Source organism: Variovorax sp. FW305-3-2-15-B-LB1 (assembly GCF_058787635.1).
In genome coordinates, this window is record NZ_JBYSZY010000092.1 from 1 (window position 1) to 14,740 (window position 14,740).

General features: G+C 70.5%; 13 protein-coding genes. 8 read left to right on the forward strand and 5 right to left on the reverse strand.

Annotated features, from left to right (window positions below; translation table 11 throughout):
* Window positions 1–5: 5 nt before the first annotated feature.
* Together AC3WQR_RS30660 and AC3WQR_RS30665 are read right to left on the reverse strand one after the other, a co-directional pair.
* Window positions 6–1,841, reverse strand: coding sequence for a sensor histidine kinase (locus tag AC3WQR_RS30660; RefSeq protein WP_492745774.1), 1,836 nt, complete (start codon window positions 1,839–1,841; stop codon window positions 6–8).
* Between the two features lie 6 nt (window positions 1,842–1,847).
* Entirely contained in the window at window positions 1,848–2,591 is a 744-nt protein-coding gene (locus tag AC3WQR_RS30665) for a response regulator (protein ID WP_095743619.1), read from the reverse strand.
* 290 nt (window positions 2,592–2,881) lie between these two features.
* On the opposite strand from AC3WQR_RS30665, the gene AC3WQR_RS30670 reads away from it, so the two are divergent.
* From AC3WQR_RS30670 to mtgA, 5 genes are all read left to right on the forward strand, one after another.
* The gene (locus AC3WQR_RS30670) at window positions 2,882–3,478 is read left to right on the forward strand and encodes a YqiA/YcfP family alpha/beta fold hydrolase (RefSeq protein WP_062481219.1); all 597 of its coding nucleotides are present in this window, start codon (window positions 2,882–2,884) and stop codon (window positions 3,476–3,478) included.
* Window positions 3,479–3,614: 136 nt separating this feature from the next.
* On the forward strand, window positions 3,615–5,684 hold the full coding sequence (locus AC3WQR_RS30675; RefSeq protein WP_492745777.1) for a ribonuclease catalytic domain-containing protein: 2,070 nt from the start codon (window positions 3,615–3,617) through the stop codon (window positions 5,682–5,684).
* Between the two features lie 49 nt (window positions 5,685–5,733).
* On the forward strand, window positions 5,734–6,585 hold the full coding sequence (locus AC3WQR_RS30680; protein WP_099795089.1) for an energy transducer TonB: 852 nt from the start codon (window positions 5,734–5,736) through the stop codon (window positions 6,583–6,585).
* 34 nt (window positions 6,586–6,619) lie between these two features.
* Complete coding sequence (gene aroE, locus AC3WQR_RS30685; protein WP_492745780.1) at window positions 6,620–7,477, forward strand: shikimate dehydrogenase; 858 nt, start codon at window positions 6,620–6,622, stop codon at window positions 7,475–7,477.
* Window positions 7,474–8,217, forward strand: a complete 744-nt coding sequence (gene mtgA, locus AC3WQR_RS30690; RefSeq protein WP_070060122.1) for a monofunctional biosynthetic peptidoglycan transglycosylase — start codon at window positions 7,474–7,476, stop codon at window positions 8,215–8,217. Before aroE ends, mtgA begins: the two co-directional genes overlap by 4 nt.
* Here the strand turns inward: mtgA and AC3WQR_RS30695 are convergent.
* Window positions 8,162–8,599: a ribosomal maturation YjgA family protein gene (locus AC3WQR_RS30695; protein WP_062474284.1), complete on the reverse strand. Its 438-nt coding sequence runs from the start codon at window positions 8,597–8,599 to the stop codon at window positions 8,162–8,164. The genes mtgA and AC3WQR_RS30695 overlap by 56 nt on opposite strands.
* 9 nt (window positions 8,600–8,608) lie before the next feature.
* On the opposite strand from AC3WQR_RS30695, the gene AC3WQR_RS30700 reads away from it, so the two are divergent.
* Window positions 8,609–9,478: a lysophospholipid acyltransferase family protein gene (locus tag AC3WQR_RS30700; protein ID WP_492745783.1), complete on the forward strand. Its 870-nt coding sequence runs from the start codon at window positions 8,609–8,611 to the stop codon at window positions 9,476–9,478.
* 4 nt (window positions 9,479–9,482) lie between these two features.
* Window positions 9,483–10,472 (forward strand): phosphatidate cytidylyltransferase, encoded by a 990-nt coding sequence (locus AC3WQR_RS30705; RefSeq protein WP_095948182.1) that lies wholly within the window; start codon window positions 9,483–9,485, stop codon window positions 10,470–10,472.
* A gap of 23 nt (window positions 10,473–10,495) precedes the next feature.
* Here AC3WQR_RS30705 and AC3WQR_RS30710 read toward each other — a convergent pair whose 3' ends face one another.
* Window positions 10,496–12,580 carry an ATP-binding protein gene (locus AC3WQR_RS30710; protein WP_492745785.1) on the reverse strand — a complete coding sequence of 695 codons (2,085 nt, stop codon included), beginning with the start codon at window positions 12,578–12,580 and terminating at the stop codon, window positions 10,496–10,498.
* A gap of 148 nt (window positions 12,581–12,728) precedes the next feature.
* Between AC3WQR_RS30710 and ruvC the strand changes: the two genes are divergently transcribed.
* Complete coding sequence (ruvC, locus tag AC3WQR_RS30715; protein ID WP_492745787.1) at window positions 12,729–13,277, forward strand: crossover junction endodeoxyribonuclease RuvC; 549 nt, start codon at window positions 12,729–12,731, stop codon at window positions 13,275–13,277.
* A gap of 7 nt (window positions 13,278–13,284) precedes the next feature.
* Here ruvC and AC3WQR_RS30720 read toward each other — a convergent pair whose 3' ends face one another.
* A complete protein-coding gene (locus tag AC3WQR_RS30720) occupies window positions 13,285–14,607 on the reverse strand; it encodes an alpha-methylserine aldolase (RefSeq protein WP_492745789.1) in 1,323 nt (440 codons plus the stop codon).
* Window positions 14,608–14,740 lie beyond the last annotated feature (133 nt).

Here is a 14,740-nt window from a genome sequence, read left to right on the forward strand (position 1 = left end):
CCCCTTCAGTCGAAAACGAGCTGAACGACCGTGCGCCCCGGTCGGCTTTCGATCGCCAGCCGGGCCCCGATGGCGGCGGCGCGCTTGGACAGCGCCTCCGGCACCTCGGCGGCATCGAAGCCCACGCCGTTGTCGATCACCCGCAGGCGCACGGCGCCGTCGCGCGCGTCGGCCTCGATGCGCAGCGCGCTCGCGTGGGCGTGCTGCAGCACGTTCGAGATGGCCTCGAACAGCAAGAACTGCAGCTGCCGCGTGGCGTGGGCGTCGAGCTGCGTCACCGGGGGCAGCTCGTCCACGCCCCATTCGAAGGCGATGTCCGCGGCCGCCAGCCGGGGTTCCAGCCGGTAGCGCAGCGCCGCCAGCAGCGCGCCGATGTCGCCGGGCGGCAGGTGGATGGAGTCGATCGACAGCTTGAGCTGATCGAGCGAGTCGCGCAGGGTGCGCAGCAGTTCCTCGGGGCTGGTCTGGCCCGACTGCAACTGGCGGATCGCCGAGCTGATGTGCGAGCCCACGCCGTCGTGCATGTCGCGCAGGATGCGCTCGCGCTCGTGGGTGCGCGCCTGGTCGCGCGCCACCTCTTCCAGCTCGGCGTAGGTGGAAGCGAGTTCGCGTTCGCGCTGCGCCACCCGGTCGGCCAGTGTCTTGACCCAGCCGCGCGCCTGCACGCTCGCGAAATGGAAACGCCGCAGCACGATCAGCAGCAGCGCCACCCCGAACATCACCGACGAATAGCGCACCCAGGTGGTTTCGCCGTAGGCGTCACTCAGTCGGATCACCAGCCAGTCGCGCGTGCCGAAGGCCACCGTGACCAGCGCGGCGCCGGCCACCAGCAGCCGCTCGACGCTGGGCCGGCGCACCGTGGCAACGGCAAAGGCGATCACGAAGCCGACGACGATCGTGATCTCGACCGCCAGCCAGGCCGTGAGCCACCGCGGCTCCTCGCGGTTCAGCGCCAGCCAGGTGAACACCACGGTGCCGGCCACCACGGCCGCCGTCGGCCAGCGCACCCAGCGCGTGCGCGGGCTCTGGGCCCAGTCGGCGAGGTGGTAGCAGAACATCATGGCGGAGGCGGCCCAGCCCGCGTAGCAACCGGCCATCAGCACGCCCCACAGCTGCCACGGCAGCGGCGGCTCGGGAATCATGGCGTCGGCCACCCGCAGCGCCCAGCAGAACTCGGCGACCGCGGCCCAGAAGTAGAGCGCGTCGCGCTGGCGGCGGCCGGTCGCGCCGGTGTCGACCTGGGTGAACCACAGCGCCAGCGCGATGCTGCCGACGATCAGGCTGAACGCCGTCAGCAGCACCGACCCCGTGAAGCGCCAGGCGTAGGCGCCTTCGAACAACGCGGTGCGCACCGGCGTCGCCGGCCCGATCGTGACGCGCGACAAGCCGGCGCGCCGCTCGCTGTCGGCGCGGATGCGGATCTGCAGCAAGTTCTCGCCCTCTTTCAGCAACCGCCCGGGCACCGGCACGTAGACGGGCGCCTTGGCGTAGTCGGCGCGGTTGCCCTGGCCGAGGTCGCCGTAGGACTGCAGCAGCGCGCCATTGAGCTGCACCTCGAAGACGCTGCCGGCGCGGGGAATGAAGACGCCCCAGGGCACCTCTGGCAGGGCCTCGACCCGGAACGGCAGCTCGAAGCTCGCGAAACCGGTGCGGCCGCGGTGCCGGCGGTCCCAGTGGTAGGACAGGTCGACCGCTTCGGTCTGCACGACACCGTCGATGGTGGTGGTCACCCTGGCGTGGCGCAGTTCGATCGGCCCCTGCGCCTCCCCTGCGGCGGCGCCCCCCGCGGCGAACAGCGCCGCCAGCCCGAGGAGGCACAGGAACGCCAGCCGCCGCAGCATCCGCCCTCAGCCCGGGTGGGACAGCAGGCCGAGGCGCGTGGCCTCGAACACCGCTTCGCTCTTGGAATGCACCGCGAGCTTGCCGTAGAGGTTCTTGATGTGGGTCTGCACCGTGTGCACGCTCAGGCCCTTGAGGCGCGCGATCTCGGCGTACGAGAAGCCGCGCGCGATCAGCGTCAGCACCTCGTGCTCGCGTGCCGAGAGCAGGCCGCGGTCGGCCTCGTCGAGCGCCGTCTCTGCCGGCGCCGCGCCGGCGGTGCCCGGCACGGCAGCCTGCAGGCTGCGGTACTTGGCGAGCACGCGGCGCGCGATCATGGGCGAGATCGGCGAGGCGCCAGCCTTCATCTCGACGATGGTCTGCGCGATGTCTTCCGGTGCGGCGTCCTTGTGGATGTAGCCGACGGCACCGGCCTCGATGCTGGCGAGCACGTTCTCCTCGTCGCCGAAGACCGACACCACCAGCGGCTCGCAGCCGGGAAAGCGCGCGACGGCATCGCGGATCACGTCGAGCCCGGTGCCGTCGGGCATGCCGAGGTCGACCAGCAACACGTCGGGGATGGTCGCAGTCGCGGCCAACCAGGTGCGCGCTTCCTGCACAGTGCCGGCGCTGCCGAGCCAGAACAGGCGCGGACTGCGCTGCACGCTGGCCTCGAAGAAGGCGCGTGCGCGGCTGTCGTCCTCGACCACGAGCACGCCCCAGCGGCGTGGCATCCCGTCATCCTGTACCTCGGTGTTCATGGGATGAAGCATAAGCCTGGGCACCCACCGCCACGCGGGGCCTGCCTCCCTCGTTCATGGGATGCCCCCTGCCAGATGCGTCACGAAACTTGTCTCTTCTTTCCGCCCTTGCGCCGTACCGCCGCCCCCTGCGCGGCCGCACCGTGAATACTTTCGAATTCCAGCCACGCCCTCGCGGCCTTCTCATGGGCCGATTCGCAGGGATTTGTGGGGTCACCGCGCCGTGGGCGGCGCGGACCTCATGCAAAATTGTCTGAATCCGGCCACGGGGCGCGACCAGCGCACCCCAGTCACCTCCTCCCATGGAACCGCAAACCACCCATCTGTTGTATCTGCACGGCTTCCGCTCGTCGCCCCGCTCGACCAAGGCGCGGCTGGTGGCGAAGCACGTGGCGCGCGAGCACCCGAACCTGGAGTGGTGGTGCCCGCAGCTGCCGCCGTCGCCGCACGATGCGATCGACATGGTGATGAAGGGCATCGCGCACTGGCCGCGCAAGTCGATGGCGGTGATCGGTTCGTCGCTGGGCGGTTTCTACGCCACCTACGTCGCCGGCATGACGCGCTGCCGCGCCGTGCTGCTCAACCCCGCGGTGCACCCGGCGCGCGACCTCACGCGCTACATCGGCAGCCAGACCGCCTGGCACGATCCGGCCGAGCACTTCTACTTCCAGCCCGAATTCATCCAGGAGCTGCGCGCCATGGAAATCGGCGCGCTCACGCGGCCCGAGCGCCTGTTCGCGATCATCGCCAAGGGCGACGAGGCGCTCGACTGGCACGAGATGTCGGCGCGCTACCCCGACAGCCGCATCAAGCTGCTCGAGGGCGGCGACCATGCGCTGTCCGATTTCGAAAAAGCGCACCTCGACGACGTGATGGCGTTCATCAACCCCGTCGTCTAAAGCTCTCCCCCAGGCTTCGCGCACTGCGTGTCGCTTCGCCAACCCCCTTCCGGGGGCGATGCCTGCGGCCCGGCAAAGCCGGTTCCGCGGCATCCCCGGCAAGGGAGCTCCTGATCCAGCGTGGGAGAATCGCCGGATGTTTGTATTGTTTGAAGAAGCCGGCAAATACCTCGGCGGCCGCATCCTGTCGGAAGCCGAAGCCTCGGCACAGGTCGAGCTCGAGACCGGCAAGCGCGTCAAGGTCAAGGGCGCCAACATCGTTCTGCGTTTCGAGAAGCCGGCCCCGGCCGAGCTGATGGCCGAGGCGCGCACGCTCGCCGCCGCCATGGACCTCGACCTCGCCTGGGAATTCGCAGCCGAAGGCGAGTTCGGCTTTGCCGACCTGGCCGCCGACTATTTCAGCGACAAGCCCTCGCTGGCGCAGCAGGCCGCCGCGCTGTTCGCGCTGTTCGAGGCGCCGCACTACTTCCGCCGCGCGGGCAAGGGGCGCTTCAAGAAGGCGCCCGCCGAAATCGTGCAGCAGGCGCTGGCCGCCATCGAGAAGAAGAAGGCCATCCAGGCGCAGATCGTCGAATGGGCGGGCCAGCTGGCCGAGGGCGTGTGCCCGCCGCCGATCCGCGAGCAGCTCTACAAGATTCTGTTCAAGCCCGACAAGAACGCGCCCGAGTACAAGGCCGTGGTCGACGCCGCGCGCGCCACGCAGCGCCCGCCGCTCGACCTGCTGGAGCGCGCTGGCGCCATCGATTCGCCCTACCAGTTCCACTGGCGGCGCTTCCTGTTCGAGAACTTCCCCAAGGGCACCGGCTTTCCCGCGCTGGCGGCGCCGGCCGTCGCCGACGACCTGCCGCTGGCCGAAGGCGTGCGGGCCTTCTCGATCGACGATTCGCAGACCACCGAAATCGACGACGCGCTGTCCGTGCAGGGCATGGGCAGCGGCACCATCACGGTCGGCATCCACATCGCCGCGCCGGGCCTGGCGCTCACGCCGGGCAGCGCCATCGACGCCGTGGCGCGTGCGCGCATGTCCACCGTGTACATGCCGGGCTACAAGATCACCATGCTGCCCGACGAGGTGGTCGACACCTACACGCTGCTCGAAGGCGGCGACCGTCCGGCCGTGTCGCTCTATGCGCGCTTCGACGAAGCCACGCTCGAGTTGCAGGGCACCGAGACCAAGCTCGAACGCGTGCCGATCGTCGCCAACCTGCGCCACGACCAGCTCGACGCCGTCGTCACGCAGCCCTGGCTCGAAGACGCCACCTTCAACTCCGACAACACCCCCGACGCCGCCGCGAAGCTGCGCGCGCCGCTGTCCTTCCTGTTCCGCCTGGCCAAGCACCTGAAGGCGCAGCGCGAAGTGGTGCGCGGCAAGCCCGAGAACTTCAGCCGGCCCGACTACAACTTCCGCCTCGTCGGCAACGACGGCGCCGAGCCCACCGGCAACGAGCAGGTGCAGATCAGCACGCGCCAGCGCGGCGCGCCGCTCGACCTGATCGTGTCCGAGGCCATGATCCTGGCCAACAGCAGCTGGGGCGGCTGGCTCGGCGAGCTCGGCGTGCCGGGCCTGTACCGCAGCCAGGCCAGCCTGGCGCCCGGCATCAAGGTGCGCATGGGCACGCGCGCGCTGCCGCACGCGGGCCTGGGCGTGAAGAGCTACGCCTGGAGCACCTCGCCGCTGCGCCGCTACACCGACCTCGTGAACCAGTGGCAGATCATCGCGGCCGCGCGCCACGGCAAGACCGCCGCGCTGGCCGCGCCCTTCAAGCCGAAGGACGCCGACCTGTTCTCCATCCTCTCGGGCTTCGACGCGGCCTACGCCACGTACAACGCCTACCAGGGCGGCATGGAGCGCTTCTGGACGCTGAAGTACCTGCAGCAGCAGGGCATCACCGAACTCGAGGCCACGGTCATCAAGGACATTCCCAACGGCGCGCTGGTGCGCGCCGACACGCTGCCGCTCGTGTTCCCGGTGGCCGGCCAGCAGGAGCGCGGCGCGCGCGTGCGCGTGAAGCTCGGCGAGATCGATGAGATCGCGCTCGACGTGAGCGGCACCGTGCTCGAACGCTTCGACGTGCCGCAGGCCGATGCTGCAACCGCTGACGGCGGCGAGGACGACGAGGAAGAAGTCGCCGGCCCGATCGCCATCGCGGTCGACCTGAGCGACACCGAGGCCGCACCCGACCCGGCGACGACCACGCCTGCATGACCCCCGGTCGAACGACCGGAGACACGCGACCCCTGGAGGAGTTTCGAGAATGAATCTCAAGGACCTCAGCACGCTGCAGATCGCTCTGGGCGTGTCGGTCATCGCGCATGCCGCGTTGCTCGCGGTGCGCTTCGTCGATCCCGAATCGTTCAACCGGGTCTTCAGCGAAACCCCGCTCGAGGTGATCCTGGTCAACAGCAAGACCAACGACAAGCCCGACCCCGCGGCCCGCGTGATGGCGCAGACCACGCTCGCGGGCGGCGGCGACCTCGACAAGGGCCGGGCCACCAGCCCGCTGCCGCCGTCGAGCTTCACCACCATGGGCGACTCGTTCGAGGAATCGCGCCGCCAGGTCGAGGCCATGCAGGCCCAGCAGATGCAGATGCTGGCGCAGCTCAAGCGCGAGCTGGCCGCCATGCCCGTGCCCGACCCGCGCCAGGCCGGCGACCCGACCGAAGCCGCCGCGCGCGAGGAAAAGCGCCGCCAGATGGTCGCGCTGCTCGCCGAGATCGAGCGCCGCGTGAACGAGGAAAACGCGCGGCCCAAGAAGCGCTACCTGAGCCCCGCCACGCGCGAGGCGGCCTACGCGCTGTACGTCGACACGCTGCGCCGCCGCATCGAAGTCAAGGGCACCGAGAACTTCCCGACCGCGGCCGGCAAGAAGCTCTACGGCGAACTCAAGATGACGGTCACCATCAACCACGACGGGCGCGTGCTCGACGCTGTGGTCGACGAGAGCTCGGGCAACACCACGCTCGACCGCCGTGCCCAGGCCATCGTGCGCAGCGTCGGCAACTTCGGCACCTTCACCGACGCGATGCGCAAGCAGACCGACCAGATCGTGCTGCAGTCGCGCTTCAAGTTCACGCGCGACGAGACCATCGAGCTGTCGTCCCAATAGCAACAGCACCCCAGCAGAACACGGAGCATCGGCCATGGATCAGTACTGCGTCATGGGCAACCCCGTCGAGCACAGCCGCTCGCCCCGCATCCACGCGCGTTTTGCGGAACTCTGCGGCCAGCCCATGGCTTACGGCCGGCGCCTGGTGCCGATCGGCGCCTTCGCCGAAGGCATCGCCGCCTTCCGCAGCGAAGCGGCCGCGCAGGGCGACACCGCGCGCGGCTGCAACGTCACCGTGCCTTTCAAGTTCGACGCCGCCGCGCTCGCACAGCACACCAGCGAGCGCGCCACGCTGGCGCAGGCCGTGAACACGCTGCGCTTCGAGACCGACGGCAGCATCCACGCCGACAACACCGACGGCATCGGCCTGGTCAACGACATCGTGCGCAACGCCGGCGTGCCGCTGGCGGGCCGGTCGCTGCTACTGATCGGCGCCGGCGGCGCCGCGGCGGGCGTGCTCGGGCCGCTGCTCGACGCGGGCGCCGCGCACGTCGTGGTGGCCAACCGCACGCTCGACAAGGCCATCGCGCTGGTGCAGCGCCATGCCGCGCTCGCGCTGCGCCACGGCGCCACGCTCGAGGCCTGGGCGCTCGACGACGTGCCGGGCGATTTCGACGTGGTGGTCAACGCCACCGCCTCCAGCCTCGCGGGCGACGCGGTGCCCGTGCGCGCGCAGGTGCTGCGTCCCGGCGCGCTGGCCGTCGACATGATGTACGGCCCCGCCGCCGCAGGCTTCATGGCCTGGGCCGAAGCGCACGGCGCGGTCGCACGCGACGGCCTCGGCATGCTGGTGGAACAGGCCGCCGAAGCCTTCGAATTCTGGCGCGGCGTGCGCCCGCCGTCGGCCCAGGTGCTGGCCGAGCTGCGCGCCTCGCTCGCCGCCGGCGCATGAAGGGCCTGCTGCGCCTGATCGCCTGCCTCGTGGTGGCGGGCCTGGCGCTCGAACTGTTCTTCGTGGTGCGCATCGCGGCCATGGCGGTGATCGATCCGCAGAGCACGGCCTTCCAGCGCTCCGAGGCCTGGCGCGTCGCCCTCTCGCAGGGCCGCGAAGGCGGATGGCGTCAGGACTGGGTGCCGTACACGCAGATCAACGACACCCTCAAGCGCGCCGTGATCGCCAGCGAAGACGCCGGCTTCGTCGACCACAACGGCGTCGAGTGGGAAGCCATCGAGCGTGCGCGCCAGCGCAACGCCCGCGCCGAACAGCTGGCCGCCAAGCGCATGGCGCGCGCGGCGGCACGCGGCAAGCCGGCGCAGCCGGCCCCGCTGCGCGGCGGCTCCACCATCACGCAGCAGCTCGCGAAGAACCTGCTGCTGTCGGGCGAGCGCACCATGTTGCGCAAGGGCCAGGAGCTGGTGCTCGCCACGCTGCTCGAGGTGCTGCTCGACAAGCGGCGCATCCTCGAGATCTACCTGAACAACGTCGAATGGGGCGAAGGCGTGTTCGGCGCCGAGGCCGCCGCGCAGTACTACTTCAGGAAGCCGGCCGCACGCTTGACTTCATACGAGGCCGCGCGCCTGGCCGTGATGCTGCCGAGCCCGAAGTTCTTCGAGCGGCGGCCCAACTCCTCGTACATCAACGGACGGGCATCGACGATCGTGGCGCGGATGCCGGCGGTCGACCTGCCCTGAACTTGCGCACCGCGCCTTCCACCGCCAGCACGGCGACGAAGCCGATCGCGTAGGCCAGCACGTCCCACCAGTCGGCGGTGGCGCCGAGCACGATGCGCAGCGCGCGGTTCGGAATGTGCAGGTGCCAGGTCGACGCAAGGAACTGCCCGAGTTCCACCAGCAGCCCCACGCCGAAGGCCGCCAGCGCGAGCGGCAGCACGCGCGCGGCGACGAAGGTCTTGAACACCACGTACACCCACGCCACGGCGAGCACGTCGCCGAAGAAGCTTCGCACCCAGCCCCAGCGCGCGCCGACGGTGGCCAGCAGCACGAGCAGTACAAAAAGGGCCACCGCCCACGCCAGGGAAAGAAGATCGAATCGCCATCGCATGGCCCGTATCATCGCCTCCATATGCTGGCAAAGCTCACAGGTTGGTTGCTGCTGGGAATCGTCCGATTGCTCACCGGCGCGCAGGCGCGCTGGTACGGCTGTCCACCGAAGGCCGAGCAGCGCATCTACTTCGCGAATCACCAGAGCCACGCGGACCTCGTGATGATCTGGGCCGCGCTGCCCGAAGAGCTGCGCAGCATCACGCGGCCCATCGCGGCACGCGACTACTGGGCCAACACGCCGGTCAAGCGCTGGATCACGACGGAGGTGTTCAACGCGGTGTATGTGGAGCGGGCGGCCACGGGGGCTGCACCGGTTGCCCCGCCGCCGGAAGCACCGCCTCAGGCACCGCCACCCGCGGCGCCCATCGCCCCGGCCGAGCGCATCGAGCCCTCGATGGAGCCGCTGCTGCCAATCGAAACTGTGGCTCACGCATCGGCTGCCGACGGTCCACAGGAGATTCAGGGACAGCTCGACCTTCCCGCGCCCCCGCCGCCTCCACCACCGGTCGCGCCGCCGCCCGTCATCGAGCCCGAAGCACCAGCCGCCCCGCCCGAGCCTCCCGCCGCCGACCCGCTCGCGCCACTCATCGACGCCCTGCGCAGCGGCGACTCGATCATCATCTTTCCCGAAGGCACGCGCGGCCATACCGGCGAGCCGCAGAAATTCAAGTCGGGCCTGTACGCCCTGGCGACGATGTTCCCCGACGTGGTGCTCGTGCCGGCCTGGATCGACAACGTGCAGCGCGTGATGCCCAAGGGCGAGATCGTGCCCGTGCCCATCCTGTGCTCCGTCACCTTCGGCGCGCCGATCCGCGTCGAAGCAGGCGAAGAGCGCCGCCCTTTCCTCGACCGCGCCCGCGCCGCGGTGATCGCCTTGCGCGACGTCTGAAGGTATGAACCAGTTCCTGCGCAGCCTCAGCCCGACCCAGCAGGTCGCGGCCCTTTTCCTGATCGTCTTTGGCCTGCTCTTCATCGTGAGCACCGCCGTCTTCTTCCTGAGCTTCAAGGAGCGGCGCAACCCGGTGCACGACGAATCGTGGCAGGCCGAGCTGGCGCATTTCCGCGCGCTGCTGGGCACCACCTGGTTCATGGTGATCGTGTTCTGGATCGGCTGGGCGCTGGGCGAAACGGTGGCCACGGTGCTGTTCGCGCTGATCGCGTTCTTTGCGCTGCGCGAGTTCATCACGCTCTCGCCGACGCGGCGCGGCGACCACCGCAGCCTGATCCTCGCGTTCTTCGTGGTGCTGCCGATCCAGTTCTGGCTGGTGGCCACCGCGCGCTTCGACCTGTTCACGGTGTTCATCCCGGTCTACGTGTTCCTCGCCATTCCGGTGGCGAGCGCGCTGGCGAACGACCCGAGCCACTTTCTCGAACGCAACGCCAAGCTGCAGTGGGGCATCATGGTCTGCGTCTACGGCATGAGCCACGTGCCCGCGCTGCTGCTGCTGACCTTCCCGGGCTACGAAGGCAAGAGCGCGTTCCTCGTGTTCTTCCTGGTGTTCGTCGTGCAGACCTCGGTGCTGGTGCAGCACCTGATCTCGCGGCGCATGCAGCGCACGCCGTTCGCGCCGAACGTGAGCCGCAGCTTCAACTGGACCAGCTGGGGCGTCGGCATCGTCGTGGCCAGCCTGGTCGGTGCGCTGTTCTCGTTCATCACGCCGTTCAAGTTCGGGCAGGCGCTCGCGGTGTCGATCATTGCCTGCGTCGCGGGCTCCATGGGCCACCTCGTGATGAAGGCGCTCAAGCGCGACCGCGGCATTCCGAACTGGGGGCAGAAAGGCGTGGGCGTGACCGGCGCCAACGGCCTGCTCGACCGCGTCGACGCGCTGTGCTTCGCGGCGCCGATCTTCTTCCATTCGATCCGCTGGTACTTCAACGTCTGAAGCACCGGGCGGACGTCGGGCGATCAGACCTTGCGCCGCACCACCCGGTCGAAGGCCTGCTTCGCACGCCGCCCCAAGGCCTTCGTCTTCAGCGCCTGAAGCTCGCGCTTGAGCCGCGTGCGCTGCTCGGCCGAGAGCGCGGTGCCGAAGCGCCCGAGTGCCAGCTCCAGCGCCTCGCGCTGCGCCGCCACCCGCCCCTGCCGGCCTTCGGCCTCGGCCAGCCATTCGCAGGCATTGGCGACGCGCTCGCGCAAGGCCGCGTCGCCCGACTCGCCGAAGCGCGCGATGAGCACGCGGTAGGCCTTGGCCTGGCCAGGCAGGTCGTCCATCTTGTCGAAGGCCTTGGCCTTGTTGATCAGCGACTTGGCGGCCCACAGCTGCAGGGCGCTGTCCCGCGCCATCGCCGTGCGCGCGATCACCTCGTCGTAGCTGGCCACGGCCTCGGCGAAGCGGCCCGCGCGGCGCAGCACGGCGCCCTTGCGGAACAGCGCACCGGCCACGCGCGCGCGCAGATCGGGCAGCTCGGAGTTGCCCCAGCGCGCAACGATCTCGTCGTGCACGCGCATCTCGTCCGCGGGCCGCGCGAGGCGGTCGAGCGCGGTGCTCTTGTATTGCAGGCACAGTGCCACCTGCGACTGCATCTCGGTGGAGGCATCGGCGCCGTAGCGCGCGTCCATCGCGTCGGCGGCCTCGACGACCTCGGCGAAGTGCTCCAGCGCCAGCAGGCAGAAGGTCTTGTGCGACAGGGCGCGCGCGCACTGGCGGCGCATCAGCGGGTGCGGCGAGGCGGCATGCGCCGCGAGCACCTCGTCGAACAGCGCGATGGCCTCGCGTGAGGCGCCCGCGTCGCCGAGCTTGCGGCCTTCGCGAACGGTGTCGCATGCCGCATCGAAGAGCTCGGCCGGCAGCTCGCCGGCGTCGAGGCCGCCGGTCTTGCGCAGGCGCTTCAGGCAGGCCTCGCGCCCAGCCGTCGCCTTCACGCGCAATTCGCGCAGTTCGGGCGTGGCGCCGTCGCGCGACAACGCGACGAGCGGCTCGTACACCGCGAGCGCCGCCTCGGGCCGGCCCAGCAGGTCGAGCAGCACGAAGCCCTTGTGCAGCAAGGTGGTGGCCACGGTGCGCTGCACCATGGCGTCGCTGTCGCGGGCGAAGGTGTCGAGCAGGCGTTCGCAAGCGGCCAGCGCGGCTTCGCCGTCGCCCTGGTCGCGCAGCCCCACGGCCCACCCGTGGGCGCGCACGGCCGCAAGGCGGCGCACCTGCGCGGACGCGTCGTGGCCGTAGCGGTCGAGCAGCCAGCCGACCAGCTCGGCGCGGCGCGCGACCTCGTCGAGCCCGAGGCCGTCGAAGAACAGGGCCAGCGCGCGAACGCCTTCGAGCCGCAGCTCAGGCGCGGCCTCGGCCAGCCCGGCCTCGATCTGGTCGGCCACCTGCAGGCACAGCACCTGCGCCTGCGTGTGCTGCGCCAGCTCGCGCAGGTTGAGCACCGCGGCCAGCCGGGCCCGCGCCACGCGCAGGACCACGCCGGCGTCGGCGGCGCCTTCGAAGCGTTCGATGGCCGCTTCGAGCGTGGCCAATGCGTCCTGCGGCAGGCCGCGGTGGTGTTCGATCTCGGCCTTCAGCAAGCGCGCGTCGAGCCGCCACGCATCGAGCGCGGCATCGGCCTGCGCATCGAGCTGTTCGCTCATGAAGTCACAGGCCTCGCAACGCGCCGCCGCATCGTCGATGAGCCAGGTGCGCTGGTACAGCGCGTGGGCGATGTGCGCGCGGATCTCGGGCTCGCTGCGCCCGCCGTGCGCGGCCACCAGGCGGTCGAGCGTGGCCAGCGCGTCGGCCGGGCGGTGCAGCTGGCGCAGCACGTGCGCGAGCAGCCGCAGCGCCTGGCAACAGGGCACGACCACGCCGGCGTCGGGCAGCGCACCGAACTCTGCGATCAGCCGGCTGCAGGCGGCGATCGCCTCGCGGCGGCGGCCGAGGTCGCTCAACAGCTCCGCCTGGCGAAAGCTCGCGGCGGCGCGTTCGGCGGGAGATTGCTGCAGGTGCGCGGGCAAGACCGGGGCGTCGTTCGATGGCTTCGGTTGCTGCTGCGCGGAGGACTCGACTACATTCACCTTCGCTTCCTTGTGTGGCGCGCCCCGCGCGGAGCGGGGCGGAATGCAAGAACGGCGGATTCTGCCCGCGATCCCCCACGCATCGCGCGCGAATTCGCACCTTCTTCAACCTTCCTCACCCAGGCTTAGGCCTTTACGCTTCCTTTTCATGCGGATCCTCGGCATCGACCCCGGTTTGCAGACCACCGGCTTCGGCGTGGTCGATGCGGACGGCCATGCGCTGCGCTACGTGGCCAGCGGCACCATCAGCACCCGGCACCTGGGCAGCGGCAACCTGCCGGCGCGCCTGAAGGTGCTGTTCGACGGCATCGGCGAGATCACGGCGCGCTACCAGCCCGAGGCGTCGGCGGTCGAAATCATTTTTGTCAACGTCAACCCGCAGTCGACGCTGCTGCTGGGCCAGGCGCGCGGCGCCTGCGTGACGGCGCTGGTGAGCCACAACCTCTCGGTGGCCGAGTACACGGCGCTGCAGATGAAGAAGGCCGTGGCCGGCCCCGGCCAGGCCGCGAAGGCGCAGGTGCAGGAGATGGTGAAGCGCCTGCTCGACCTGCCCGGCCTGCCCGGCGCCGACGCGGCGGACGCGCTGGGCATCGCGATCACGCACGCGCAGGTCGGCCGTTCGATGGCGCGGCTCGCGGAGGCGGCCGAGCTGTCGAAGACCCACGCCGGCACCTACCGGCAAGGACGTTCGCGCTGACGGCGATTCAGCGCACGATGTAGCGCAGGTCGCCCAGGCGCCGGCGGCGTTCGCGCACCTCGGCGGCCACCGACACCGAATCGCCAGCCAATGCCCGCGCGATCCAGTCGGCCAGCTGCGGCATGTCCTCGGGCGTGAAGCCCAGCCGCACGATCTCGGGCACGCCCAGGCGCAGGCCGTTGATGTCGCCGTCGACCGGTGCGATCGGCAGGCCGATGCCGCAGGCCAGCAGGCCGCCTTGGGCCAGCTGCTTCGCCGCGCGCTGCCCGCCGCCCCAGCGCGCGGCCTCGAGCGCGAACTGGTGCGACTGCGTGAAGCCGCGTGCCTTGGCGAACACCGGCAGGCCTTGCGCATCGAGCGCGCGTGCGAGCGCCTGCGCGGTGTCGCGCATCGCCGCAGCATAGGCCGCGCCGTGCACCTTCCAGTCGAGCAGGCCGCGCGCCAGCGCCGCGGTGCGGCCCGCGTCCGAGTTGGCCGTGAGGCCGGGGTAGGCGATGGCGTCAATGCGCTCCATCAGCGCCGCGTCGTTCGACACGATCAGCCCGCCGGCCGGGCCGCCCAGGCTCTTGTAGGTGCTCATCGTGATCGCGTGCGCGCCCTCTTCGAGTGGCTGCGGCCAGGCCTTGCCGGCCACCATGCCCGAGAGGTGCGCGGCATCGAACAGCACCTTGGCGCCCACGCTGTCGGCCACCTCGCGGATGGCGGACACCGGGTGCGGGAACAGGTTCAGGCTGCCGCCGATGGTGATGAGCTTGGGCTTCACCTCGCGTGCCAGCTTGGCCAGCGCCACGACGTCGACCGAGTAGCCGTCGGCATCGACCGGCGCCGGCACGGTCTTCAGGCCGTAGAGCCCGGCCGCGCCCGCCGCATGGTGCGTCACATGGCCGCCGATGGCGGGCGGCGGCGCGATGACCGTGTCGCCGGGCTGGCAGGTCGCCATGAACACGTAGAGGTTCGACAGCGCGCCCGAGCTCACGCGCACCTCGGCGAAGCGGGCGCCGAACACCTCGGCCGCCAGCTCGGCGGCGACGACCTCGATGCGCTCGATGGCTTCCAGCCCCATCTCGTACTTGTCGCCCGGGTAGCCCAGCGACGGGCGCGAACCCAGTCCGCGCGACAGCAGCGCCTCGGCGGCGGGGTTCATCACGTTGGTGGCCGGGTTGAGGTTCAGCCCGTCGACGTCGTGGAGGCGGTGGCTGTCGGCCACGAGGCGTTCGATCTCGGCGGCCACGCCCGCCGCATCGCGCGCGGCAGCATCGGCGGCAATGGCGAGCACGTGGTCCTCGCTGGCGGCGGGAACCCAGGAACGGCGGTGAAGGGCTGCGGGCATGCGGTGTCTCGCTGAGGAAAGGAATGACCGCATGGTCGCGCCCTGCGCCTGCGCCGGCAACACGGATAAACTGGGCCTGAGCCCTAGAAAAACTTGGCCTAAACCATGTCCCTCGCCCCACCCCGCCCTCGCC

Bases quoted from the DNA above. Each gene is read 5' to 3' on its own strand.
- AC3WQR_RS30660 (WP_492745774.1), bottom strand. From the start codon at position 1,841: ATGCTGCGGCGGCTGGCGTTCCTGTGCCTCCTCGGGCTGGCGGCGCTG.
- AC3WQR_RS30665 (WP_095743619.1), bottom strand. From the start codon at position 2,591: ATGCTTCATCCCATGAACACCGAGGTACAGGATGACGGGATGCCACGC.
- AC3WQR_RS30670 (WP_062481219.1), top strand. From the start codon at position 2,882: ATGGAACCGCAAACCACCCATCTGTTGTATCTGCACGGCTTCCGCTCG.
- AC3WQR_RS30675 (WP_492745777.1), top strand. From the start codon at position 3,615: ATGTTTGTATTGTTTGAAGAAGCCGGCAAATACCTCGGCGGCCGCATC.
- AC3WQR_RS30680 (WP_099795089.1), top strand. From the start codon at position 5,734: ATGAATCTCAAGGACCTCAGCACGCTGCAGATCGCTCTGGGCGTGTCG.
- aroE (WP_492745780.1), top strand. From the start codon at position 6,620: ATGGATCAGTACTGCGTCATGGGCAACCCCGTCGAGCACAGCCGCTCG.
- mtgA (WP_070060122.1), top strand. From the start codon at position 7,474: ATGAAGGGCCTGCTGCGCCTGATCGCCTGCCTCGTGGTGGCGGGCCTG.
- AC3WQR_RS30695 (WP_062474284.1), bottom strand. From the start codon at position 8,599: ATGATACGGGCCATGCGATGGCGATTCGATCTTCTTTCCCTGGCGTGG.
- AC3WQR_RS30700 (WP_492745783.1), top strand. From the start codon at position 8,609: ATGCTGGCAAAGCTCACAGGTTGGTTGCTGCTGGGAATCGTCCGATTG.
- AC3WQR_RS30705 (WP_095948182.1), top strand. From the start codon at position 9,483: ATGAACCAGTTCCTGCGCAGCCTCAGCCCGACCCAGCAGGTCGCGGCC.
- ruvC (WP_492745787.1), top strand. From the start codon at position 12,729: ATGCGGATCCTCGGCATCGACCCCGGTTTGCAGACCACCGGCTTCGGC.
- AC3WQR_RS30720 (WP_492745789.1), bottom strand. From the start codon at position 14,607: ATGCCCGCAGCCCTTCACCGCCGTTCCTGGGTTCCCGCCGCCAGCGAG.